General features: G+C 39.4%; 21 protein-coding genes, 2 tRNA genes and 1 rRNA gene. 16 read left to right on the forward strand and 8 right to left on the reverse strand.

The window, feature by feature from the left end:
* Positions 1-144 precede the first annotated feature (144 nt).
* From rrf to EDC37_RS08815, 3 genes are all read left to right on the forward strand, one after another.
* Positions 145-261 (forward strand): 5S ribosomal RNA (rrf, locus tag EDC37_RS08805).
* 61 nt (positions 262-322) lie between these two features.
* Positions 323-397, forward strand: a tRNA-Gln gene (locus EDC37_RS08810).
* A gap of 6 nt (positions 398-403) precedes the next feature.
* A tRNA-Lys gene (locus EDC37_RS08815) sits at positions 404-479 on the forward strand.
* A gap of 917 nt (positions 480-1,396) precedes the next feature.
* Here EDC37_RS08815 and EDC37_RS08820 read toward each other — a convergent pair.
* From EDC37_RS08820 to alsS, 4 genes are all read right to left on the reverse strand, one after another.
* A complete protein-coding gene (locus EDC37_RS08820) occupies positions 1,397-3,283 on the reverse strand; it encodes a type I glutamate--ammonia ligase (protein ID WP_132550486.1) in 1,887 nt (628 codons plus the stop codon).
* 331 nt (positions 3,284-3,614) lie between these two features.
* Positions 3,615-4,949, reverse strand: a complete 1,335-nt coding sequence (locus EDC37_RS08825; RefSeq protein ID WP_132550488.1) for an MATE family efflux transporter — start codon at positions 4,947-4,949, stop codon at positions 3,615-3,617.
* A gap of 387 nt (positions 4,950-5,336) precedes the next feature.
* Positions 5,337-6,056 (reverse strand): acetolactate decarboxylase, encoded by a 720-nt coding sequence (gene budA, locus EDC37_RS08830; RefSeq protein ID WP_132550490.1) that lies wholly within the window; start codon positions 6,054-6,056, stop codon positions 5,337-5,339.
* Positions 6,057-6,206: 150 nt separating this feature from the next.
* Positions 6,207-7,907, reverse strand: coding sequence for an acetolactate synthase AlsS (alsS, locus tag EDC37_RS08835; protein ID WP_132550492.1), 1,701 nt, complete (start codon positions 7,905-7,907; stop codon positions 6,207-6,209).
* A gap of 146 nt (positions 7,908-8,053) precedes the next feature.
* Between alsS and EDC37_RS08840 the strand changes: the two genes are divergently transcribed.
* The 8 genes from EDC37_RS08840 to rfbD all read left to right on the forward strand — a co-directional run bounded on the left by EDC37_RS08840 (position 8,054) and on the right by rfbD (position 17,368).
* Positions 8,054-8,965, forward strand: a complete 912-nt coding sequence (locus tag EDC37_RS08840) for a LysR family transcriptional regulator (protein ID WP_132550494.1) — start codon at positions 8,054-8,056, stop codon at positions 8,963-8,965.
* Between the two features lie 103 nt (positions 8,966-9,068).
* Positions 9,069-10,310, forward strand: coding sequence for an ABC transporter substrate-binding protein (locus EDC37_RS08845; RefSeq protein ID WP_132550496.1), 1,242 nt, complete (start codon positions 9,069-9,071; stop codon positions 10,308-10,310).
* The gene (locus EDC37_RS08850) at positions 10,307-11,008 is read left to right on the forward strand and encodes a GTP-binding protein (protein WP_132550498.1); all 702 of its coding nucleotides are present in this window, start codon (positions 10,307-10,309) and stop codon (positions 11,006-11,008) included. The genes EDC37_RS08845 and EDC37_RS08850 overlap by 4 nt, the downstream gene beginning before the upstream one ends.
* Positions 11,005-12,024, forward strand: coding sequence for an ATP-binding cassette domain-containing protein (locus EDC37_RS08855; RefSeq protein WP_132550500.1), 1,020 nt, complete (start codon positions 11,005-11,007; stop codon positions 12,022-12,024). The genes EDC37_RS08850 and EDC37_RS08855 overlap by 4 nt, the downstream gene beginning before the upstream one ends.
* A 14-nt stretch (positions 12,025-12,038) precedes the next feature.
* Positions 12,039-12,731, forward strand: coding sequence for a Crp/Fnr family transcriptional regulator (locus tag EDC37_RS08860; protein WP_196589896.1), 693 nt, complete (start codon positions 12,039-12,041; stop codon positions 12,729-12,731).
* A gap of 102 nt (positions 12,732-12,833) precedes the next feature.
* Positions 12,834-14,486, forward strand: a complete 1,653-nt coding sequence (hcp, locus tag EDC37_RS08865; protein ID WP_132550502.1) for a hydroxylamine reductase — start codon at positions 12,834-12,836, stop codon at positions 14,484-14,486.
* Positions 14,487-15,068: 582 nt separating this feature from the next.
* Positions 15,069-16,367, forward strand: a complete 1,299-nt coding sequence (locus EDC37_RS08870; RefSeq protein WP_279388549.1) for a dicarboxylate/amino acid:cation symporter — start codon at positions 15,069-15,071, stop codon at positions 16,365-16,367.
* A gap of 146 nt (positions 16,368-16,513) precedes the next feature.
* Complete coding sequence (rfbD, locus tag EDC37_RS08875) at positions 16,514-17,368, forward strand: dTDP-4-dehydrorhamnose reductase (protein WP_132550603.1); 855 nt, start codon at positions 16,514-16,516, stop codon at positions 17,366-17,368.
* 70 nt (positions 17,369-17,438) lie between these two features.
* Here the strand turns inward: rfbD and EDC37_RS08880 are convergent, their stop codons facing one another.
* Positions 17,439-17,771 (reverse strand): winged helix-turn-helix transcriptional regulator, encoded by a 333-nt coding sequence (locus tag EDC37_RS08880; protein WP_132550506.1) that lies wholly within the window; start codon positions 17,769-17,771, stop codon positions 17,439-17,441.
* Positions 17,772-18,101: 330 nt separating this feature from the next.
* On the opposite strand from EDC37_RS08880, the gene EDC37_RS08885 reads away from it, so the two are divergent.
* Together EDC37_RS08885 and ygiD are read left to right on the forward strand one after the other, a co-directional pair.
* A complete protein-coding gene (locus EDC37_RS08885) occupies positions 18,102-18,509 on the forward strand; it encodes a DoxX family protein (RefSeq protein ID WP_132550508.1) in 408 nt (135 codons plus the stop codon).
* A gap of 63 nt (positions 18,510-18,572) precedes the next feature.
* The gene (ygiD, locus tag EDC37_RS08890; protein ID WP_132550510.1) at positions 18,573-19,340 is read left to right on the forward strand and encodes a 4,5-DOPA-extradiol-dioxygenase; all 768 of its coding nucleotides are present in this window, start codon (positions 18,573-18,575) and stop codon (positions 19,338-19,340) included.
* 121 nt (positions 19,341-19,461) lie between these two features.
* Here ygiD and EDC37_RS08895 read toward each other — a convergent pair whose 3' ends face one another.
* From EDC37_RS08895 to EDC37_RS08905, 3 genes are all read right to left on the reverse strand, one after another.
* Positions 19,462-20,145: an NUDIX hydrolase gene (locus tag EDC37_RS08895; RefSeq protein ID WP_132550512.1), complete on the reverse strand. Its 684-nt coding sequence runs from the start codon at positions 20,143-20,145 to the stop codon at positions 19,462-19,464.
* A 20-nt stretch (positions 20,146-20,165) separates the two neighbouring features.
* Positions 20,166-21,272, reverse strand: a complete 1,107-nt coding sequence (locus tag EDC37_RS08900) for a metallophosphoesterase (protein ID WP_132550514.1) — start codon at positions 21,270-21,272, stop codon at positions 20,166-20,168.
* A 122-nt stretch (positions 21,273-21,394) separates the two neighbouring features.
* The gene (locus EDC37_RS08905; RefSeq protein ID WP_132550516.1) at positions 21,395-21,736 is read right to left on the reverse strand and encodes a cupin domain-containing protein; all 342 of its coding nucleotides are present in this window, start codon (positions 21,734-21,736) and stop codon (positions 21,395-21,397) included.
* A 97-nt stretch (positions 21,737-21,833) separates the two neighbouring features.
* Here EDC37_RS08905 and EDC37_RS08910 point away from each other — a divergent pair, with 97 nt between their 5' ends.
* The 3 genes from EDC37_RS08910 to EDC37_RS08920 all read left to right on the forward strand — a co-directional run bounded on the left by EDC37_RS08910 (position 21,834) and on the right by EDC37_RS08920 (position 25,620).
* Entirely contained in the window at positions 21,834-22,592 is a 759-nt protein-coding gene (locus EDC37_RS08910; RefSeq protein ID WP_132550518.1) for a YdcF family protein, read from the forward strand.
* A gap of 31 nt (positions 22,593-22,623) precedes the next feature.
* Entirely contained in the window at positions 22,624-23,961 is a 1,338-nt protein-coding gene (locus EDC37_RS08915; RefSeq protein ID WP_132550520.1) for an MATE family efflux transporter, read from the forward strand.
* A gap of 306 nt (positions 23,962-24,267) precedes the next feature.
* Positions 24,268-25,620: a phosphohexomutase domain-containing protein gene (locus EDC37_RS08920; RefSeq protein ID WP_132550604.1), complete on the forward strand. Its 1,353-nt coding sequence runs from the start codon at positions 24,268-24,270 to the stop codon at positions 25,618-25,620.
* Positions 25,621-25,647: the final 27 nt, after the last annotated feature.

The following is a 25,647-nucleotide window of genomic DNA, read 5'->3' on the forward strand; positions in this document are numbered from 1 at the left end:
CGAGAGCTTAACTTAAAATCATCGAAAAAAAATGTTTGGTCTGAGATTTCTTCTGTGAAGTTTTGAGTGTGCAAGACACTCTGGTTGAAGGGCAGGGAACGTGAGAGCGTAAAACTGCGGACTTTGGCTCAAAGAGTTAAAGCATCTGGTGACGATACCTGGATGGATCCACCTGTTCCCATTCCGAACACAGTAGTTAAGCATCCACAGGCTGAAGGTACTTGGGGGGCGACCCCCTGGGAGAATAGGTTGTTGCCAGTTTGGTTTTATATCAGGTTGTCTTTTGATAACCTGATATTGCTTTTTTATTACATAATGTTATTGGGGTATAGCCAAGCGGTAAGGCACGGGACTTTGACTCCCGCATTCGTTGGTTCGAGTCCAGCTACCCCAGCCATTTTATGGTTCACTAGCTCAGTTGGCAGAGCACCTGACTTTTAATCAGGGTGTCCCGAGTTCGAATCTCGGGTGAGCCACCATTTGTAGATAAGACCTTCTTCCCATTGAAGAAGGTTTTTTTGTTTTATAACGGTTCATCGTCAATGGTTGGGGTTATGAAAAATTTCAAGATAGTACAAGAGCAGTAGGAAAATTATCCTGCTGCTTTTTTACAATTAGCAATAAACATCAATCTATTACGGAATCCTATTACGGAATCTCTTAAAAGTCCTGACAACGAAAAATATTGTCAATATTCTTTCATGAAATCATAGACTTCCTTGTTACTAAGATTAGTCAAGGATTGTCTCAGTATCGCATCCATACAGATGCCTCATATCCATATATGTTAGCGGTTCATTAATCCTATCCAGCAGTTTATCTACCGTTTTCTTCAGTTTATCATATACAGCTTTTTAGCCACGAGTTCGGCCTTTTCTAAAGCAGCGACTTTGTATTCCTGGGCGTGAATTGCTTTGAGCATGCACCCATCTCAATCAAAGCTTCATCTGCACTGCTTTCACAACACCGATAATGCTCAATGATTGTGGTCCCGAAGAATTCCTTTAAGTTTGAGAACTTTCAATGTGGTGTTTACTGAATGTAACCTGCCAATTCCGTGTATAATGACCGAAACGGGTCTGTAAGCTCGATACTTGGCATTGATCAGGGCAAGTAGCCTCCGATCCACCAGTAGGCTGTTTAGAGTCTTATCAACGCTTTACTTAACAAAAAATCCTTAAGTTCGATTTTGATTACTTATTCATTTGATTGTATAATCTGTCAGACATAGATCACGTCTCCTTTGCGGGTTTGGGTAAGCTTGAATTTTTGCTTACCCCAACATTTAGTATAGAACCCAAATAATACCTCGAATCTTTTAGCTATCATCAAACAGCCAAAAGATTCGAGGTATTTGTTTACAGAACTATATAAAACGCTAAAGCATTTAAAAGTCTCAGATCATGTTCATCTTGTAATCGGAATAGAGAGCTTTTAATTCTTCCATCTTATCATACATTTCGATTTGCAGACCGGAGGCAGTAGCAAAATCATTTTCATTGAGAGCTTTAATTAAAAGCGTGAATAATGATTTTTCATCAATACTGTCTTTTGCCAGATAGCAGCGAATACCATTGATCTTATTCCAGTTATAAGCATCCTGATCTGTTACGAACGTTGATTTTATTTCCTGGCAGGAGCTGACAATAACACGATTTTCCGGGATTATGCGGCTGATGATTTCTGTCTTCCAGCGGAGAAGTTCACCAGCAACAAAAGCATCAATGATCTGGTCGCGAAGTGCGCCGCCAGCGGTGATGACATTGCGTTTGCCTGGATAATTTTTGAGAGCCTGCATATTTTCCCATACAGTAGCAGGTGGAACGGAGAAGAGATGGTCGCGTTCTTCCTGTGTATAGTCTTCAAAGACATCATCTTCACTGCGATAAGCACGATCTTTTTCCAGATAACCTGCTGTAACACCAGCGTCTTTGGAGAGTTCAGTAAGCAATTCTGTTGTGGTTTTGTTGATAGCGTATTTTACACCATCAAGAATAGCTGAATAAATAGCCGCTAAAGCTATGTAGGTATTTGTATAAGGATTGCATGCACGTAATTCAAAGCGTGTAGCCATTGGGCTGTTGATGTCACGGACAAGACCAGCAAGAATGGTACGGTTACGTGAAGGAATTTCCGGTTTGTGGCCAAGTGAAGTAACAATACAGATAGGTGCTTCAAAACCAGGTTTCAAACGGTTGAGAGAATCATTTGTGGAAGAAACGATTGGATTAATGACTTCATAATTTTTGAGAAGGCCCATGATAGCACCATAACCGATAGCACTCAGAAAATCTTTGGTCATTTCTTTTGGAGAGAAGAGATTTATAACTTTACCGTTCTTTAATTTTGCAGCCATACCAACATGGGTATGTTCGCCGTTACCAGCAAGACCGATCATTGGCTTTGCCTTAAAGTTTACTTCCAAGCCATTGGCACGGAATACTTCTTTGACAAGAGTACGGACGAATAATTCGTTATCTGCTGCCTGAACAGCATTAGCAAATTTCCAGTCAATTTCGATCTGTTCACATACATGGCTCAGATTACCGGAAGCGTCCATTTGGCCTTTCATGCCGCCAACTTCTTTATGGCCCATTTCTGGATCTAATCCATAAGTCTGCATGGCAAGAACTGTTTGTTCCAAAGCGGAACGAACAGCACCACGGGTACGCTGCCAATACTGTTCCTGCATAACCTGGGAAGCGCTCATTTCAGGAATATCAGCTTCTGCAAGCGGTGTCTTTACCCAAAATTCGAGTTCGGTAGCTGAGGTGAAGATAATATCTTCAACATCACTGCCCTTTATATGTTCCAGACCGGAAACAGTTTCTTTTTTGGCAAATAAACCGAGCAGTTCTTTTTTTACAAATTCCAATGTGTCGGTTAAAACAGCACGTGAATCGACACGTTTGCCTTCATGGATTAAGAAAGAAGGAATACGAAGGGTACCGATAGGCTTTTCGAGTTCTTCGTCAAAATTTTCCATATTGTAATCAACGAACCATTTGACTGAAGGATCAATCGGCATATCAACTTTAGCATTGTTCAAAGTAGCAATATTAGTCAGTACGACAGAAGAACCGTCTGTCTGTACAGCAGAGCCTTCATAGAATTTATCTATATCATCTAAGAAAAGCTGGATAGGAATCTTTTCGTCTGTATCATTGCCCGCTAAATCAATGCCGACCAATGAAACAAACTTGATTTCTGGGTGTTCCTTTAATTTGCTAAGAATGTCCTCTTTTGTAGAATTCGCGGGGATAACGAAAAGTAAATCGTCCATAAGAAAACCACCTTTAAATTTAAAAATTAAGCAATAAAAAAACCATATGAATATATCAATTCCGCACTTCGCGTGAGAAAATGAAATTATCATATGGCACCATTGCCTTGTTAACGACTTTATGGTCATATATTAGCATATATACGCACTTTTGTCTAGTATTTTATAGTGGTTTTTAAAAGTATTTGCTTAAAAAGCATAAAAATATAAGAAAAAAGTCCAGATATATTAATTATCTTAGAAAAATCATCTTAGTATACGTATAAATGTTAAGATAAGCACAGTTTATAAACAGATATTGTGGATCGGCAATACAAGCTTGGTAATTTACTCAGATAAATTGCCGGTTTTTCCATTTGCCACTGCGCCAGCGATAAATAAAAATGAGCCCTCTAATGCATTCATCACAAGCCATGCCTATCCATATGCCGACAAGGCCTAATTGCATGACAATACCCAGAAAATAAGACATGCCGACTGCTATGCTCCACATACACACCATTCCTACTAGGACAGGCGTACGGATATCACCTGCTGCTTGTAGGGAGGCAACCATGACGATGTTGACACCACGCCCCAGTTCGAGAAAAATCTCCACGAGTAAGATAGTGTGTCCTAGGGCAAGAATTTCTGGATTGGTGGTGAAAACGCCCAGTACATAATCACTGCCCAGATAAAATACAGTTGTCATGGATGAACAGATAATGACGGAAAGCATTGCTGTGTGCCAGACCTTTTGGCCTACTTCGTCAGATCTGTTGGCACCTATGAGATAGCCGACAATAATTTGTGCGGCTGAAGATAAAGCAACTGAATAAATATAGCAAAAAGTGGCAAGTATATAGACATAGACCTTGGTATTGATGACAATAAGGCCAAACATGTTTACCATTTTCATAATTGTCATTTGTGATAATTGGTATGAGAACGTTTCCCCGCCGGAAGGAATGCCAATGGAAAGTATCTGTTTGAGAGTTTTCCAGGGAAAAGGGTGCAGATAACACAGTGACATCTTGACGTTGAGGTAACGGCGGAAGATGTAGAATAACAGGATAAGCCCCAGAAATTTGTTACAGTTTGTAGATATGGATACACCGAAAATACCTAAGGCAGGAATTGGCCCTAAGCCAAAAATGAGAATAGAATTACTGATAATATGGAAAATATTTATAAAAAGAGAAACGAGCATCGTCGTTTTTGTCCAAGAGTGGCCGCGAAAACAGGCAACAAGAGAAAAATACAGTCCCTGAAAAACGATACCACCGGCAACTATACTGAAATATAAGTTAGTTTCTTCCATGATGGCCGCGGGTACCTGTAGCCATTGAAAAAGTTGTCTGCGGAAGAGTATTAGGAAAAAACTTGCAGTCAGACTAAAAACACCGTTGAAAAAAAAGGAAACGGTACATACTTCTTCTATTTTTTGTTTATTTTTTGCGCCAAAGTATTGGGCTATAAGAATCGTGGTGGCAGTACTGATGACAGTAAGCAATAAAATAATTACATTCATGACCTGGTTGGCATTAGCTATCGCGGCCACAGCAGATTGGGAATAACGGCTGATCATAAACTGGTCGACGTTGCCAATCATCATTTGTAAAAATACTTCGATAAATATAGGCCAGCTCATTTTTAAAATGGATGGAGCAAAATTTGTTTTTGTCATAAAACCCCTTTTAGATAAGAAATTCTTTTATTATAATTATAAGATTTGAACGGATGAAATGGTAGATAGTTTTATTCACGGGGACAATTCATTAATTTCATATCATAGCTCATTTGCTTTAAAACTTCAATAGTGGTGATTGCTGTCCTTTGCATTGGAATAAAGATAGCCTTTTACCTATGGGAGTGGAGCACTAAATCCTTATCTTGTTCGTTTTTGCTTTAATGTTGGTGGCTGAAATTACGATAGGATAAGAAAGACTTTAATATAAAATTGAAAAAGACTGTCCCGTTATTGCAGCAACCTCGCAAGTTAGATTTAAAAATCTGACTTATGGGGTGCAGCTTAAACGGTACAGTCTTTTCCGGAAGGTAAAAGCTAAACAGCTTAACCTTCGGTTATTTTAATTTCGTTCATAAGATCATCTCTGGAGAGTTTTGCTTCAAGAAATGATTTTGCGTCAGGCGTATATAGATTCATATGTGATTTTTGGTCGATGGAGATATTTACGGAATCAGTCACATAATCAAACACGTGGCCGCCTCTTTTCAGTTCATCGTCAATGAAGTGAAAATGATAACCAGCAACTGCTATACCCTGGGCGTAAAATGGTGTCCAGAAGCCGACGATCTTTCCTTTTACATTTTCAAATTCAATAGTTTGCTGGGCATTTATGGCTTTAGTCATCGGCACGTATTCTTTTTGGTAGCTGACAGTCCGTGTGCTTACTTTTTTGAAGGTACCTTCAATGCAGATTGCATAAAAAAGATTTTCACTCGGTACTAAGTTTTTGAGGATTTTTTCAAAATCGCTTTTAGTAGCCGGCTTATTGTACGAATACTTTATTTGGGGATTAAAATAGGTTACTGTGCAAAAAGGGGTAGTGTCCAGATCTTCCATTGGTGTGGCCAGGCCGTCACGTAAGTGGTAGAAATTACCATCGAAACCGATGAGTTCTCCATCCAAATGGTCGAAAGTGCCTATGCCAAAATTGCCGTGCACTGCCAGTTGTGCATGATTCAACACGCCGTCATAAACGCCATCGAGCAGAGCACTCATTGTTGAAACTTGATATATTTCTCCATATAGTCGAGATTTAGCATTCATAATTAACACCTCATTTATAATTATTGATTGTTTTATTTTAATTGATATATTTAAAGAGCACGGTAAAACAACATGCATATTCCGATGTTTTACCGGAAATTTATTTAGTAAGACTTTCCTGCGTAGTGATTAAGCAATATCACCATAAAATTAATTGAGCTGATTAGGCAGCATTGTTTTACCCAATTCAATATTATCACTGTAGTCTATAGGAATATCTACGACAACCGGGCCGTCATTATAAGCTAACGCTTCTTGGATAACCTTTTGCAAATCTGTGGGTTTATTCACGCGAAGTCCTTTGGCACCAAATGCTTCAGCGTATTTCACAATATCAATGGCACCAAAATCAACACCACTGGTTCGGCCGTATTTCATCATTTGTTGGAAGGCAACCATATCATATGAACCATCCCGCCACACGAAATGGACGATTGGCAATTTTAAACGGACTGCTGTTTCAAGTTCCATTGCGGAGAAAAGAAAACCACCGTCACCGGAAATAGATATAGTCTTAGCACGGTTATTGACAAGGCAAGCGGCTATTGCCCAAGGAAGAGCGACACCGAGTGTCTGCATACCGTTGCTGAAAAGCAGTGTTTTTGGTTCGTAGGTGCGGAAATGGCGAGCCATCCAAATGTAGTGCGAGCCAACATCACAAGTGACAGTTGTATCGTCTGTTATGGCACTGCGCAGTGTATGGATGAAATGCAATGGATGGACAAGATGCGGATTGCGGTTTTCCGGGATGCGGTCGTTGCAGGACAATTCACGGCGCATTTTGTCAAGAAAATGGAGACTGTCTTCAGAGAAGGTAATGGTATCAAGATTTTTTTCTAGTTCATTGACAGTAGTTTCAATATTGCCGATAAGTTCGATATCAGGCTGATAGAAATTGTCGATATCAGGTGAACTTTCATCGAGATGGATAATGACCCGATCCAGATTTTGGTTCCAGAATTTAGGATCATATTCGACAGGATCATAGCCGATTGTCAGCAAAACATCCGCTTTTTCTAGCACTTGGTCACCAGGCTGGTTGCGGAACAAACCTACACGTCCAAGAAAATTCTTTTCTAGGTCTCTGGAAATAAGTCCCGATGCCTGGAAGGTTTCAACTACAGGAATGCTGCATTTTCTTAGCAGGGAACGAACCGCGCGTACTGCGGAGAAACGGTTGGCTCGGATACCGGCGAGGATTACGGGCATCTTGGCATATTTCAGGGCAGCGGCAGCTTTTTTTACAGCGCTGACTGATGCGGTACCAAGTTCCAGTTTAGAAGGATGTCCAACCGAATTTATAGAGGCAGTATCAGCCAGTACATCCTGCGGGAAACTGACTACGGCAGCACCCTGTTTTGAAGATTCAGCGGCTCTGAAGGCATTCATCATTACTTCGGGGACAGTATTGGCGTTTATCACTTCTGCGCTAAATTTTGTTATGGATTTGAATACTGAAACATTGTCCAAGGATTGATGTGTTTGTTTCAATTTATCATCACGGCTGACATTGCCAACTAAAGCAACGACAGGATCATTTTCAACATTTGCGGTAGCAAGGCCGGTGGTCAGATTTGTGGCACCGGGGCCGGAAGTTACCATGCATACTCCGGGTTTGCAGGTTAAACGTCCCACGGCAGCAGCCATAAAAGCAGCATTTTGTTCATGGCGGCAGACTATAAGTTCAGGGCCATGGTCGCGCAGTACATCAAATACGCGGTCAATTTTCGCACCGGGAATGCCAAAGATGTATTTTACACCTTGTTTTTCTAAGTTTCTTACAACTAATTCAGCACCGGTTAATCGTGTATCTTTTTTTGATACTGTTTTTTCTAGTTCTAGTTGTTCCATGGAAGGTTCCTCCTTGTAAAGTTATATTATAAATTTAATTAATGGATTTTACTATTTTCTATAAATATAATATAACATTATAAAAACGATTGTTCAATTAGTATTTTTCGATTATTATAATAGGTATAAACTATGAAGGTGAAAAAATGGAAATTAGAAGGTTACAATATTTTATAGCTGTTTGTAAATATCTTCATTTTACAAAAGCTGCGGAAAGTCTCCATATAGCACAACCTACACTTAGTCAGCAGATACAGATGCTTGAGCAGGAAGTCGATGCCCAGCTTTTTGACAGAGTAGGGAAAAAGGTTATGCTGACTTCGGCCGGCAGGATATTATTCCGCCATAGTATGCGTATATTTGATACTATGGAACAGGCGAAGACAGAAATAAGCCAGCTCAATGGATTAGAACGAGGTCAGATAAAGGTGGCCTGCTTTGGTACTTATTTGGCTATGGAAACGGTCATTGCTTTCCACAAACAATATCCTAAAATACATATAGAGTTGGAACAATTATCAACAGGACAGATTAGGCATAAGCTGCTGCAAAATGAATTGGATTTTGGTGTGGTTTTTTTACCTTTGGCGGATAAGGAGCTGGAGGCTATTCCGCTTTATACGGAGAAAATGATCGTTATGGCTGCGAAAAACCATCCTTTTGCAGCGAAAAAAGGTATTGCTTTTGCACAATTAGGGACGGTACCATTGGTTATGATGTCAGAAGATTTTATTATTAGAAGGATTTTTGACCAGGCCTGCCAGGAAAACGAATTTGCTTTTACACCTATTCTTGAATTAAGCCAAATGGAAGATTTGCGTGAGATGGTTGAACAAAATATAGGTATTAGCGTCTTGCCTTATCTTTATGTGCACAGTATATGCAGCCATTACAATATTTGTATAGTACCATTTACCGATATTTCCATAGAACGCAAAATCGGCATTGTTTACCGTAAGGGGCGGCATATGTCTGCGGCTGCTTTGAAATTGATTGAAAAATTGCGTGTCTTTTTTGCTGAACTTAAATTGGAACAAGCTGTCCATGAAAATAATTAGGATAAATATTCAATTTGTAACATTTGTTACAGATACTAACCTGTAATTTTGTTAGAATGAAGCCATCGGATGAATTGATGAACCATTAACAGGAGGTATTTAAATGAATAAGTATTTTTCTCTTTCAGATAAAGTTTATGATGTGACTGAGCGTTATCCAGAATTACTCGAATGGCTTGTGGCAAATGGTTTTGCAAATTTGCGGAATGATGTTATGCGGAAAACAATTGGTAGGACTATTTCATTGGAAAATGCTTTGCGTAGCAAGCAGCTTTCCCCAGAGCTGTCTGAAAAGCATATGGTTGAAGTTATTGAAACGAATAAGGAAACAGCAGATGAAGCTCTTGAAGAAAGTTCTGCGCAAAAAGTTGACAGTCAGGCAATCAAGGTCGCAGGCGTCTTGCCTTGTCCTATACGTGTCCAGCTATTGGAAAAATTAGATGGCTGGTTAAAACAAGAAAAAATTGACGCGGCATATGACCTGCACGCAGCGAGTATGGGAATTGAATGGCTGCGCGGGCAGATTGCAGAAAGTACGGATGCAGGGGAACTGGCAGATATTTATTTGTCGGCGGGTTTCAGTCTGTTTTTTGATAAAGATTTAATGGGCAGGTATATGGAAGCAGGTGTATTTGCTGATTTGACAGGAGCAGAACGGCTTAACCAGCACTTTGATAATGATGAAATCAGCTTGAGAGACCCTCTGCGTCAATATTCTATAATAGGGGCCGTGCCAGCAATTTTCATGGTCAATACTGAACTTTTAGGTGATCGTCCTTTGCCTAAAAGCTGGGCTGATCTGCTAAAGCCGGAATTTGCAAATACAATTGCATTGCCAATGCAGGACTTGGATTTATTCAATGCAGTGCTTTTAAATGTATATGATAAATATGGCGAAAGTGGCGTGGATAGTTTGGGTAAAAATTTGTTTGCCGGTATGCATCCGGCGCAGATGGTGAAAGCCGCTAAGCAGAAAAAAGCAGAACAAACGCCGCTGATAACTATTATGCCGTATTTCTTTACCTGTATGCTTGATGCCAAAAGTCCTATGCAGGCCATTTGGCCAGAGGATGGGGCTATTATCAGTCCTATATTTTTGGTGACTAAGGCTGCTTCACAAAAAAAGATTCAACCGCTGGTAGATTTTTTCTTTTCCAAAGAATTGGGTGAGTTGTTTTGTTTTAATGGGAAGTTTCCTTCTACACATCCGCAGGTGGACAACCATCTTTTGCCTGGGCAAAAGTTTATGTGGCCGGGCTGGGAATATATCCATACGCACGATATCGGTGCGGTTTTAGAAGGGGCACGTCGTATTTTCACTGATGCAGCAGGAGGAAAGCTATGAATCTGGTAATTTTTTCCGGCCCGCCTTCTTCGGGTAAAACTTCTGTTATTTTAAAGGTAATAGAGTCTTTTAAGAAAAGAGCTGTCGCAGTCGGAGTGGTAAAGTTTGACTGTCTTTATACGGATGATGACAAGCTTTATGAAAAAGCAGGCATTCCTGTAAAAAAAGGGCTTTCCGGCGCCCTGTGCCCAGATCATTTTTTTGCTTCCAATATTGAAGATGTTGTCAAATGGGGAAATAAAGCAGGACTTGATCTTTTGATAACGGAATCAGCGGGTCTATGTAACCGGTGTTCACCATATCTGACGGGGGTAAAAGGAGTCTGCATTATCGATAATCTTTCGGGGATAAATACACCGAAAAAAATTGGACCAATGCTGAAATCGGCTGATATGGTTGCAATAACTAAAGGCGATATCGTTTCACAGGCAGAAAGGGAAGTGTTTGCTTCGAGGGTCAGTGCCGTAAATCCCAAGGCGATGGTCATGCACGTAAATGGGCTTAGCGGCCAAGGTGCATATGAGCTTAGCACAATGCTTTATGATGAAAAGCAAAGCTTGTCTTCTGTACAGGGAATGAAGCTGCGCTTCCCGATGCCGTCGGCAATGTGTTCGTATTGTCTTGGTGAAACCAGAATAGGGGAAAGCTATCAAATGGGTAATACGAAGAAGATGGTATGGGAGGAAAAGGAAAAATGAAAGAGATGACTATTGCGCAGCTTCTGGAAAAATATCCTTTTGTTACTGAATTTTTTCAGCAGAACCGTTTGAATATTACCGGCTTTGAGCAGCTTACGTTTGCGGATTACCTACAGCAATTGGATGAAGATGAGCTGGAGGAAAAAGCTATAGAGTTACAGAAATTACCAGAAGAATTGGCTCTTTATATAGAACAGATGACGGCTTTCTTAGGGTTGAATGAAGATAGTGGGGTTCACTCGTTAACCATATTACCGGGCAAGGATAAGAATGCTGTACCGGAAAAATTTACGAAACTGACGATCTTTCCATCGCAGGTTGTAGCTATAGTGGGGCCAACAGGATCGGGTAAAAGCAGATTGTTGGCGGATATTGAGTGGGCTGCCCAGAATGACACGCCTACGGGCCGTAGTATTTTAATAAATGATGCACTGCCAGATGCCAAATGGCGTTATTCACCCAATAATAAATTGGTGGCGCAGTTATCGCAGAACATGAATTTTGTTATAGATTTAAGTGTCAAGGAGTTTTTGCAGCTGCATGCGCAAAGCCGTATGGCAGAAAATATAAAAGAAATTTCCGGGAAGATATTAGCGGCGGCTAACCGATTAGCTGGTGAGCCTTTTTCGGCAGATACGCCTGTTACGAGTTTGAGCGGCGGCCAATCGCGGGCATTAATGATTGCCGATACAGCTATTTTAAGTGCATCACCGATTGTGCTTATAGATGAAATTGAAAATGCCGGGATAGACAGGCGTAAAGCTTTAGAAGTCTTGTTGTCCCAGGATAAAATAGTTTTGATGGCAACACATGATCCGTTGCTAGCATTGATGGCCGACAGACGTATTGTTATCCGCAATGGTGGCATTCATGCAGTGCTGGAAACGACACAGGAAGAAAAAGCCCTGTTGCAGAAAATGAATAGTCTGGATACGATAATGCAGTCGGCACGACGGGAATTACGTGAAGGAAAAACATTGCATACAAAAGATTTTTTGTCTGATTTTCGCTTATAAGGAAGATTGTATTATTGAGAGAGGCGAAGAAGATGCTGGCAGAATTGAAAAAGAGCATGTTGTTTTTAGGAATGACAGAAACGGAAATAAATGAATGTTTGAAAAAGAGCGGGGCAAAAGTTGTAGAATATAAAAAAGGGGATATAATATTCCACCAAAAGGAAGAACCGCTTAAGTTGATGATGTTAATAGAAGGAACTGTCGTTATCGGCAATAATTCCAGTGATGGCAGGAGAAGTGTAGTGGCTACTTTTAACCAAACGGGAGAGTTGTTCGGTGAAGTTTTTGTGTTTTTGAATAAAAAAAGCTATGACCATTATGCGCAGGCAACTGTTCAAGCCAGAATATTACAAATTCCCAAAGCGTTCATTTATAATGCAGAAGGCAGAAATGACACTTATTATACAAAAATGATTGCCAATGTTTTATCAATTTTGGCGCATAAAGCATATTTTTTGAATCAACGGTTGCAGGTTATGGCTTGTGCGACGCTCCGGCAGAAGTTGGCAAAGATTTTGCTGCAAAATGCTTCTGTTGGGGGAGAAGTCAGATTGGGAATGAATCGAGAGGCTTTAGCTGATTTTTTAAATGTCGCCCGTCCGTCCCTGTCCAGGGAATTAATGAAAATGCAGGAAGATGGCTTACTGCGCATTGAAAAAAAGAATATATATATTAATAAATTGGAAGAGTTAGAAAATCTTTTATAAACAGGAAAATCTGTAACACATGTTACAGATTTCTCCGTTTCCAGCTGTTATTATAGACGTATAGAAGAGTTAAGAAAATATTTTTAGGAGGATATCATTATCATGGAAAAGAAAATGTTTTGTTTTCAATGTCAGGAAACTGCCGGGTGCACCGGTTGTACACAAGTCGGTGTTTGTGGTAAAAAACCGGAAGTAGCTGCAATGCAGGATCTGCTTGTCTATGCGACAAAGGGGATTTCAGCAGTTGCCCAGCAGTTGCGCAAGGAAGGTAAAAAAGTCGATCGGGCCGTAAATCATATGGTAACAACAAACCTTTTCACTACCATAACAAATGCTAATTTCGACAAAGACGTTATTGTTGAACGTATTGTTGCAACGTTAAAGAAAAAAGCGGAGCTTTTGGCGCAGGTGCAGGAAAAAGAAGGTTTACCGGAAGCAGCCAAGTGGACGGCAGACCGTGCTGACTTCCCACAAAAAGCAGCCTCGGCTTCAGTAGGTGTCCTTGCTACTGCAAATGAAGACATCCGCAGCCTTAGAGAGCTTATTACTTATGGTTTAAAAGGACTTTCCGCTTATACTAAACATGCCAATGCGCTTTTACAAGATAACGAAGAAATAGATGCTTTTATTCAAAGTGCTTTAGCCAAAGTGTTGGATGATTCAGTAGGAGCAGATGAATTGGTAGCGCTCACGCTGGAAACGGGTAAGTATGGTGTTGACGGAATGGCTCTTTTAGATAAAGCCAATACCTCTGCTTATGGCAATCCAGAAATAACAAAGGTTAATATCGGCGTAGGCAATCGCCCAGGAATTTTGGTTTCTGGACATGATCTGCGGGATATAGAAATGCTGCTCAAGCAGACTGAAGGAACCGGTGTTGATGTATATACACATTCTGAAATGCTGCCAGCGCATTATTATCCAGCCTTTAAGAAATATCCGCATTTCATTGGTAATTACGGAAATGCATGGTGGAAGCAAAAAGAAGAATTTGAAAGTTTTAACGGACCAATACTCATGACTACGAATTGTATTGTACCGCCTAAGGACAGTTATAAAGATCGTCTTTATACTACTGGCGCTGCTGGTTTTCCCGGGTGTAAGCATATAAGCGGCGGTGTAGGCGAAGAAAAGGATTTTTCCGCGATAATTGAACATGCTAAACGTTGCGCCCCTCCTGTAGAATTGGAACATGGTGAAATAGTGGGCGGTTTTGCCCATAATCAGGTGCTGGCTTTGGCTGATACAGTAGTAAGTGCTGTTAAAAGTGGAGCTATTAAGAAATTTGTTGTCATGGCTGGTTGTGATGGTCGGGCAAAATCAAGAAACTACTATACTGACTTTGCGAAGGCATTGCCGAAAGATACGGTGATTTTAACGGCAGGCTGCGCAAAATATAAATATAATAAGTTGAATCTCGGTGATATCGGCGGTGTACCGCGTGTGCTGGATGCAGGACAGTGTAACGATTCTTATTCACTGGCAGTGATTGCGCTCAAATTAAAAGAAGTTTTTGGCCTTGACGATATCAATGACCTGCCTATTGTCTATAATATTGCTTGGTATGAACAAAAGGCAGTTATTGTTCTGCTAGCGCTTTTATATCTTGGCGTGAAGAATATTCATCTTGGACCTACCTTGCCTGCATTCCTTTCAGCAAATGTAGCAAAGGTTTTAGTAGATAAGTTCGGTATTGCTGGTATTACAACAGTTGAAGAAGATATGAATTTGTTCTTTGGTGACGCTGCTAAATAATATAAAGACCATGCTGCTCTTTATCGTGAAAGGGCAACATGGTTTTTTATTTGGATATACAATAGTGTCTGACCCTGCTTTTTATAATAAGAGAGGGTATATATCATTACTGATACAGACATGATATTTCAACGAAAATAAAATAATAGTTTTAAATAAGAATTTGACTTTTTGATTAAACATATGATATATTAGTAGTACAATATTATTACTTAGGTCACTTTTTTTACTGCCAGTTAATACTGGCAGTCTTTTTTTTATGTAAATATAGAATAGCATAGTGAAAGTGTGCACATTAATAATCCTTAAAAAAATTATCTTATGTATACATTTTTAAGGCAAAATAAACTTTTATTGATAATATATGTATACTTTTGAAGAAAACGTACTTAATTACTACCAAATTAAAGATGAATTTTAATATAAAAAATTATTGCGTGTATGTAAATTAGAGTATGGTGTTTTTCCTTGTTTTGGAGTATAATAACCGAATGTAATAATTGTTATGATAAAAAGGAATTATAGTAAACAGACTATGGATTGCAGTATTTGGAGTATAGCTATGTAATTTGGGAAGGGTGGATGGTTGTTTTGAGCAAGAGTTTTTTTAAATCACTTCATTTTCAGGTATTGGCTGCAATAGTAATAGGAATTTGGTTTGGTTATATGTATCCGACACTTGGTACGGATATGAAACCATTGGGTGATGCATTTATAAAATTAATAAAGATGATTATTGGGCCGATTATATTTTGTACCATAGTCTGCGGTATTGCGGGTATGGGCGATATGAAAAAGGTCGGCAGAGTGGGCGGTAAAGCGTTGCTGTATTTTGAAGCAGTTACAACGTTTTCGCTGTTCTTTGGGATCTTGCTGGTTGAACTGTTGAAACCGGGAAGCGGAATGAATATAGACCCTTCTACACTTGATGCGTCTTCCGTATCTATGTATGCACAGGCTGCCCAGGCACATACGGTAGGGCAATTCCTTATGAATATAATTCCGGATACAGTGGTTGATGCATTTGCAAAAGGCGAAATTCTGCAAATATTGCTATTTTCGGTAATTTTTGGTTGGGCATTGTCTAAAATGGGAGAAAAGGGAAAACCCCTTTTGCAGATACTCAGTGATGTTTCCCATACTTTTTTCAAAATAGTGGATATTATTATGAAGCTTGCCCCTATAGGTACTTTCGGGGCTATGGCGTTTACCATAGGTGCTTATGGAATAGGATCTTTAGAAAGTCTGTTAAAGCTTTTAGGAACATTTTATCTGGCATGTATCTTGTTCCTCGTTTGCGTAATTGCTCCTATATCTAGATGGGCAGGACTGAATTTTTGGCGTTACATATGTTATTTTAAGGATGAATTGCTTATTGTGTTTGGTACGGCGTCTTCAGAAAGCGCATTGCCACGGATGATGGAAAAATTAGAAAGGCTTGGTTGTTCCAAATCAGTCGTCGGGCTTGTTATTCCGACTGGTTATTCGTTTAACCTTGATGGCACATCAATATATCTTACGATCGCGGCTATCTTTTTGGCACAGGCAACAAACACAGATTTGACTTTTATGCAGGAAGCGACCATTATAGCCGTCTTATTGTTAACTTCTAAGGGTGCCTCTGGTGTTACGGGCAGCGGTTTTATAGTGCTTGCAGCAACTTTAACCAGTATTCCGTCTATCCCTGTAGGTGCACTGGCACTCATCTTTGGTGTCGACCGTTTTATGACACAAGGGCGCGCAGTGACAAACTTGATCGGTAATGGTGTGGCTACATTTGTAGTGGCTGAATGGGAAAAGGAACTTGATTATAGTAAGATGCAGGAAATTGCTTGCAGCAGTAAACGTGTTATTAGTAAACAGAAAGTAGCACTGAAATAGTTATTACAGCTAAAGATATCAGTAGCTATTAAAAAAGAGTCCGTGCGGATTTTATTACGCAGGACTCTTTTTTGCTGTCGGGGCAAGCAGGATATGGCGCTGAAACAGCGAATTCAAGTTGGTATACAAACGACTGGGGTGAAAAAATGAAAGTATTGGTTACAGGCTGTACAGGGCAGTTGGGATTTGATGTCTGCCGACAGTTAAAGAAAAGAAATATTGAATATTATGGAGCTGTAAGAACTGACTTCGATTTAAGGGATGAAAGCAGCGTCAAAAATTTTGTGCGAAAAATGAAACCGACTGTAATCATTCACTGTGCAGCATATACGGCAGTGGATAAAGCAGAAGATGAAAAGGAACTTTGCCATTCTATAAATGTAGAAGGGACAAAGGCTCTTGCTGAAGCAGGTAAAGAAGTAAATGCTAAAATGGTTTATATAAGCACCGATTATGTATTTCCCGGCAGGGGCAGCCAATTTTATGAAATCAATGATAATAAAGAAGCTGTCAATGTTTATGGACAATCAAAATTGGCCGGCGAAACGGTTGTGCGCAGTATTCTTGAAAAACATTTTATAGTGCGCATTTCATGGGTTTTTGGTATAAATGGGCATAATTTTGTACGCACTATGTTAAAGTTGGCACAAGACCATGATACACTTAAAATTGTTGATGATCAGATCGGTTCGCCGACATATACGCACGACTTGGCGGTGCTGTTATGCGATATGGTAGCAAGTGCTAAATATGGAACTTATCATGCTACTAATGAAGGCGTATGTTCATGGAAAGATTTTGCCGAAGAAATATTTCGGCAGGCAAAAATGGATATAACAGTTATAGGCCAAAGTTCTGCCAGTTATCCAACGAAGGCAAAGCGTCCCTTAAATTCCCGTTTGAGTAAAAAATCGCTGGACAACGCGGGATTTCAGAGATTGCCGGATTGGCATGATGCCCTATATAGATATATGAAAGAATTAAAATTAGCGAAGGATTAAAGTTGCAGCTATATATAAAATAGAGAGAGAGCCTGCTGGTTTAGCAGGCTCTCTCTCTATTTTTCTGTACTTACACATCTTTTTTCTGATCGATGATTATCCATTTTTCAGCCCAATGCTGTACTTCATCGAGAGCTCTTTGCAGATCTTTCCCTCTGTCTGTCAAACTGTATTCAATTTTGACAGGAATTTCAGGATATACATTACGAACGATAATGCCGTGCTGTTCTAGCTCTTTCATGCGATCAGCAAGTACCTTGGCACTTATATGGGGAATTATATCAGTTAAATCTGAAAAACGTTTTGGTCCGTCCAATAGACACCGTATAATGAGACCCGTCCATTTTTTGCCCAATAGTTCAAAGGCAATCTCATAACGTGGGCACAATGAAAACTTGATCATAATTTTTCATCTCCTTCTTTAAATATATAATAACATATTTACTTGACAAAAGTAAGTATGTATTGTACTATACTAACATAAAGTTATTAAAGAATAATTAATAACAAAAATATAAATAGTGATCTACATACTAAAAGAAGACCAAAAAAATTATATATGGGGGGGGATACTTGTCCCATGATAGGGTTTGAGATCGAAAAAGTCAAGGGATTATTTGAGATCATAGAAGTATTTCTTTCTATATTACCGAAAGTAACATAGAGAGAAAACGTACGAAATAAGAATAATAGGCACAAGAAAATAATTTTTTTATTGAAGGGAAGTTTTTTTATGACATACAGATATTATGAAGTAAGTTTGTTTATATTAAGAATAATTTTAGGAATTATTTTTTTAGCACATGGAATTCAAAAGATATCTAATTTCGATGAGACTATAAAATTTTTTGAATCAATGGGATTGCCCGGCTTTTTACCGTATTTTGCGGCAACAGTTGAAACCGGTGGTGGTATATTATTAATCTTGGGGCTTTTGACAAGATTAGCAGGATTGGGGATCACTGTACTAATGATCGGTGCTATTTTAACAGTAAAGCTACAGGCAGGATTTATAGGCGGTTATGAAATGGAACTGATGTACATGGCAGCAGCCGTAGCACTTATCTTCTCTGGCAGCCATTTATATGCATTTGATAATATCCTGCAAAAATATTGGAATAAGAATAATAGTGATAATTAATTTTTCTAAGCATGTGTAGAACTGATAATTGCAGATGGATTTATTATATAGGAAGGTGTAAAAATGAAGAAAATGCCTGTTCTGTTTATCGGGCATGGTTCGCCAATGAATGCGATTGAAGACAATGTCTTTTCTTTAAGATGGCATTCATTGCCGGAACTTATACCGAAACCAAAAGCTATTTTGGCTATATCTGCACATTGGTATACTGACGGGACGCGAATAAATACGGCTGCTGAACCTAAAGTTATTTATGATATGTACGGTTTTCCAAAGGAACTGTATGAAGTCAAATACCCTGCTCCGGGAGCACCGCGGTTAGCTGAATACACTGCTGGACTGATATCTGCGGATGTAACAGAAGACAACAGCTGGGGGATAGACCACGGAACCTGGTCCATCCTGCATAGGATGTATCCTAAAGCTGATATACCGGTGTATCAGTTGAGTGTTGATAAAGATGCTGCTCCTGAGCAGCACCTGCAAATAGGAAGAGAACTTGCAGCTCTGCGTGAGAAGGAGGTATTGATTATTGCCAGTGGTAACGTTGTGCATAATTTAGCCTTGGTGGATTGGGAAATGCAAGGAGGCCATAGATGGGCTGAAGTATTTGATGCTTTTATAAAGCAAAAAGTTATGGCGAAGGATTATAGGGCTGTTATAGATTATAAACAGGCAGGTGAAAGCGCCAGACTGGCCTTTTTTACACCGGATCATTTTTACCCATTACTTTATGCCATAGGGGCTGCTGGCAATGATGATCGCTTAACTGTGTTTAATGAAGGTTGCACGTTAGGGGCGCTGTCTATGACAAGTTATCTATGGAAATAATAAATCGCGCGGGAATATATAGGGGGCACCGTATTAGTAATTAATGCGGCAGCCCCTTTTTGCCATTGTTTAGGCAGCTATTAACGGCATAGATTTTGTACGTTTACGGGAAAATAAAATATTAGCTTATTTTTATATCATTGTTATCGGAAAATAATTTCGTACAAATATCATGGAGAATACGGGCTGTTAGTCCCCAGATAGTTCCTTCTGGTGTTTTGTAGACAAAAACACGCTGGCAAAAACTGCCCCATGGTTTTTGGTAACGTGTTGGCAGACCAAGTTTCTGCGCAGGTAAGAGCGTTACTACTTCATTATCGGTATTCGTATAAGCAGGATGGTTTTTAATCATTACATGATAGATTTCTGGTGGATGCTTTTGAAAATACGAGATGGGTAGTGTAAACGCATGATCAACTTCTGCGGTGCTGGGTTTTATAGCAGTAAAAGGGAAATCACTTGTAGCGACAAAGGTGTCTATTGTTTTGCCTAGCGGTACGACAAGGGTGTCAAGCTGGCCGAGAATTGATATCCTGGCAGCGGGGATACCAACTTCTTCATAGGTCTCGCGCAAGGCGGTACTTTGCAGAGAGATATCTTTTTGGGGGTCAAATTTACCACCGGGAAAACAAATTTCACCGCCTTGTGAAATCGCAAGGTTTCTTTTTTGGAGTAACAGGTGGTATTCATTGTTGCGGGGGATAAATAAGGCAAGCACAGCAGCGTTCATATATTCTTCTTTTCCTTGAACACCGGGAAATGGGGGAAGTAATTTTTTGAGATTTTCTAATTCTTTATTTTGCATAGAAGATACTCCATCTAAAGTTATTTTTTTTGTAAATGTATCAGTACTATTTCAGGGAGGGGGCCTAGCCTGATGGGAGTACCCCAGAAACCATAACCGTTGGAGACAATAGCAGTCATCTTATTGAAAATTTTGCAGCCGTAATCCAATACATATATTCTTTTGGTTATCAGTCTATCAGGATAAAATTGCCCTGCATGTGTGTGTCCCGCTAAATATAAATCATAGTCGGCGGCAGCTGCTGGTGTGATTTGATACGGCTCATGTTCAAGTAATATATGAAAGAATGCGGCAGTTTCATTTTTGATGGGGGGGACAGGAGTGGGGTTGTATAGATAATCGTCAAGGCCGGTAATTTTTACAGAATTATCAATAAGAGTTGTTTGGTTTTGGAGAAATTCGACGCCAACAGAAGAAAATAACTGCTGTTCCTTGGTGAGATCCCCACCAAAATAATCGTGATTGCCATAAACGGCAAATTTTCCTAAAGGGGCAATAATGTTTTTAAGATTACGGTAGCTGCCTTCTCTTATGACCAGGTCAAGATTACCGTCAATGATATCACCACCAAAAAGGACAATATCAGGTTTTTGCATATTGATTTTTTGGGTTAATTTCTGGGCAAAAGATTTTCCCAGCATGGCACCAAGATGAATATCACTGATAAAAGCGATAGTATAATTTTTGGTTAATGGTTTTGTTGTACGGATGGTAATATGGCGGCAAACATGATGGAAGGCATTCCAATTACCCCATACGATGAGAAAAATAATAACAAAAAAGCCTGCCGATATCAGTTTTGCCGAAAATTCCGGCCAGTATGCACGTAACTGAAAAATACCGGTAAATATATAAGCAAGAGCATAGAGCAAAAGTAAATATAAAGAGTAATAAAAAAATATCAGCCAATAGCCGCCAAGATAGGAAAGGAATTTACTTATTGGCACAGAAAATTGGTTTTTTATTATATTTGGTAAAGTGAAGATAATGGGAAGAAGCAAAAAAGGGATAATAGACCAAGGTATAGCAAAAAAAGCTAAACCTTGTTTATACATGCACCATTGGCCAATGCCGATAAGCATTCCGGCTAAACAAATGAAAATGAAAAACATCGGGCGCTTTTTCATAATAAAAAGAGGTCTCCTTAAAATGTTGGAAGGACGTACCCTTTATCATCCGTCGATAAAAAATACGTCCTTTGTTTATAATATATGTAGTATATATACTCCAAGATAGTCATTGTACTTTATTATTCGTTGATAATCAAGGCCATAAAAACGAGGTCATTGTCGGCGGTATTTTCAATGCCATGATATTCACCTTCAGGACAGAACGTCGTGTCCCCTTCTTTTACAGTGATTTCCCTGCCATTATCATTATATAAGCCGGTGCCGGCTATGATATGGTAAGTTTCATTATTCCCTTTGTGTTGGTGGTAGCCAAGTGAACAACCAGGTTCAAGTGTTACTTTGGCGAACATTTCGCATTTGCCTTTCATTTCGGCGGGAGTCAGTAATTTTTCTATCAGGATATGTCCTTTGCCACCAGCTTTTTTTTCTGCACGGATAACTTCTTGTTTTTTCATCAACATGTTAAAATACCTCTTTTGCTAAATTTGATTAATTTATGGTAATATATAATTATATTTCGATACAGACATAAAATATCCTTTTGGAGGAACATATTGAATGATTTATTTGCTGAAATTCGGGGCAAGTCTTATTTTGCCACCGGGGATTTTTATTGTGTTGATGCTATTGCTGGCGAGAAATTGCTGGAAGACATATAAAAGAAGGACAGCGATAAAAATTTTTGTAATAGCGATTGCGTTATATATTGCCTCAACAGGATGGATGGCGCAAAAAATGGTCAGTGCTTTGGAAAATGAATACAATCCGCCTGTTTATCCGACTGGTGATGCCATTATACTGCTGGGAGGCGGAGCAACTTTGGATACTCCGGATATCAGCGGCACAGGAGAGTTGCGCAGTATACCGGCAAACCGCTTGCTGACTGCAGTAAGGTTGCAGCACAGGCTAGGTGTGCCGATCCTTGTTTCTGGTGGACAGGTTTATGAGGACAGCGGAAAAGAAGCTGTTATAGCAAAGCGTATTTTAATGGATATGGGTGTGCCGGAAGATGAAATATTGGTAGAGGATAAAAGTTTGAATACGAAGCAAAATGCGAAGTTTTCAGCTGATATGCTGCAGGATTATGAACTGTACGAGCCAATTTTAGTAACTTCGGCTTTTCATATGAAACGGGCGGTGCTCAATTTTGAACAGGAAAATGTCCATGTTACGCCTTATCCTGCTGATTATATAGAAAATAAAAAACAGGTTTTTCACTATAATAAATTGGCTCCATCAGCTGATGCCCTGGCAGATACGGAAATGGCACTGCAAGAAAATTTACGGTTTTTAGTGACAAAATATCTGAAATATTAAATTCAATATTAACTGGAATTGGTGGATTTAAATGACGAAGAATTTGACTATAGGCGGTCCGGCCGGACTGATATTTGCTTTCGCAGTGCCTCTTGTTGCTGGTAATGTCTTTCAGCAGATGTATCTTTTGGTAGATACACTTATTGTTGGTAGATTTCTTGGTGTAAGTGCGTTGGCGGCAGTTGGCTGCTGCGGAGGACTGATGTTTTTGATGGTGGGCTTTGTATTGGGGTTCACCAATGGCCTTTCTATTTATACGGGGCAGCAGTTTGGTGCGGGCAATCTTGAGGGTGTGCGCAAAAGCGCGGCAGCCTGCCTTGCGATAAGTGCGGTCATGGCTGTTATTTTAACTGTTGTGGGGATAATAGCGGCAAAGCCAATGCTTGTTTTTATGCAAACACCACCAGATGTGCTGGATATGTCATATTCTTTCATCAGTATCATATACGGTGGTATTGCTGTTACAATAATTTTTAATATGATGATGAATTTTATTAGGGCTTTAGGTGACAGTAAAACGCCGTTGTATTTTCTTGTTTTCAGTACGGTAGCAAATATATTGTTGGAAATATTATTTATACCGGTAATGGGTTGGGGGATTGCTGGTGCGGCTATAGCAACTGTAATCTGCCAGATGATTTCTGCGGGGCTTTGTTTTTTATATATTGTCAAGAAAATGCCTTTACTGCGTATTGGCAGAGCTGATTGGCACTTGTCATGGCATTTTATTTGGCAGCATTTACAGATCGGGTTGCCCATGGGATTCCAATCTTCTATAATAGCTATAGGAGCAATTATTTTACAGATTTCTTTAAATAATTTGGGTGAGGTTGCGATTGCGGCTTATTCCGCTGCGCAAAAAATAGATATGATCGCAGTGATGCCGATGATGTCTTTCGGTATGGCAATGGCTGCATATACGGCACAGAACTACGGTGCTAAGAAGATTGCTAGAATTGATAAAGGCGTAACTAAATGCATGCTGATGTCAGGTGGTTTTGCTATTTTCATTGGATTTATTTTAATCACCTTTGGACCGGTGATGCTTGAACAGTTCGTTGGCAGTGAAGAAGTACAGGTAATTGAATACGGACATTTATATTTGATTGTGAATGGCATTAGTTATGTCATTTTATCATTGCTTTTTATTTACCGTTTTACATTACAAGGACTCGGGCAAAGTATTGTACCTACGATCGCCGGCGTGATGGAACTTTTGATGCGTGGCTTAGTTGCTGTGTTTTTAGTCAATATGTGGGGCTATATCGGTGCTTGCCTTGCCAATCCTTTGGCTTGGATTGGTTCGTGCCTGCCCTTAGCGGTCATGTATTATTATACTCGCCGCAATCTGCATAGAGCATATGATTAGAAAAATAATTTTATGGTGGCTTGGGAAAAGTATTTATTTTTATAAATTAAGAGTATTAGGAGTTGTTGCTAAGCAAAATAGTAAACGTTTAATAAAAAGATATGGCAATGCATTTTGGGAGGTGGTCATTAGAGGAAATTTTTGCATCAGCAACGAATTATATAATTAGGTTCAAATTTTGTTTTGCTGAAAATATTTAATAAAATGATTAATGAAATATTGTATGCTTCAGATCAAATGGCTCATTGTGAAGCAATCGCATCGTGAGCAATCGGTATTAACTTTGAGAAGGGATGATTAATGATTATGGAATTAAAACGTGCAGCTTTTAAGGCTTATGATATTCGTGGTAAATATCCGTCTGAAATAAATGAAGAAATGGCTTATCGTATTGGCAGGGTATATGTTGATCTTTTTAAAAGTAAAAAAGTAGTTGTAGGTCATGATATTCGTTTATCAGGTCCCCAAATAAGGGATGCTTTGGTGCGTGGTTTTACTGAAATGGGTTGTGATGTGGTAGATATAGGGCAATGCGGTACAGAAATGATTTATTTTGCTACGTCCTTTTTGAAGTTGGATGGCGGCATAATGATCACTGCAAGCCATAATCCAAAGGATTATAACGGTATGAAACTCGTGCGGGAAGGGGCACGCCCGATAAGTTCTGATACTGGCCTGAAAGAAATAGAAGAACGGGTTATCGCTGGTAATTTAGGAACTACTGCTGCTGTAAAAGGCACTGTTGTGCAAAAAGATGTCATGACAGATTATGTAACACATATTGTGGGTTATGTTGATAAAAAACTGCTCAAGCCTTTGAAAGTAGTGGTAAATGCAGGTAATGGTTCCGCTGGACCTGTAATTGATGCAATGGAAAAATATCTGCCTTTTAAACTTATAAAAATAAATAATAAACCAGATGGTAACTTCCCGAATGGTGTACCAAATCCATTGCTTGTTGAAAATCGTGAAGCTACAGCCAAGGCAGTGCGTGAAAATAAGGCTGATGTAGGTGTAGCCTGGGATGGCGATTTTGATCGGTGTTTCTTTTTTGATGAAAAAGGTGACATGATAGAAGGTTACTATATAGTGGGCTTGTTGGCAAAATCATTTTTGTTAAAGACACCTGGTGCAAAGATAATCTATGATCCAAGACTTATCTGGAATACCATTGAAATAGTAAAAGAAGCTGGTGGCACGCCTGTCTTGTGTAGGAGTGGGCATACCTTTATAAAAGAAATGATGCGTAAGGTAAATGCAGTCTATGGTGGCGAAATGTCGGCACATAATTATTTCCGTGAATTTACCTTCTGTGACAGTGGCATGCTTACATGTCTTTTAGTATTGGAATTGATTTGCCAGGACAGCCGCCCGCTTTCAGCAATGATGGCAGAACGGATGGAAAGATATCCGATAAGTGGTGAAATGAACAGCACAGTAAAGGATGCTGCGGCTATTATGAAAAAAGTTGAAAAACTTTACGGCAGTAAGGGAAAAATTGATAAGACAGATGGTCTTAGTGTTTCTTATGATAAGTGGCGGTTTAGTTTAAGAATATCCAATACTGAACCTGTGATTAGGCTGAATGTCGAATCACGCGGTGATAAGAAATTGGTAGCAGAAAAAACTAAAGAACTGCTTTCTGTGATAAGAGGATAAGATAAATAGTAAATATTGTATTGGTGG

The organism is Pectinatus cerevisiiphilus, from assembly GCF_004341685.1.
Lineage (GTDB): Bacteria > Bacillota > Negativicutes > Selenomonadales > Selenomonadaceae > Pectinatus > Pectinatus cerevisiiphilus.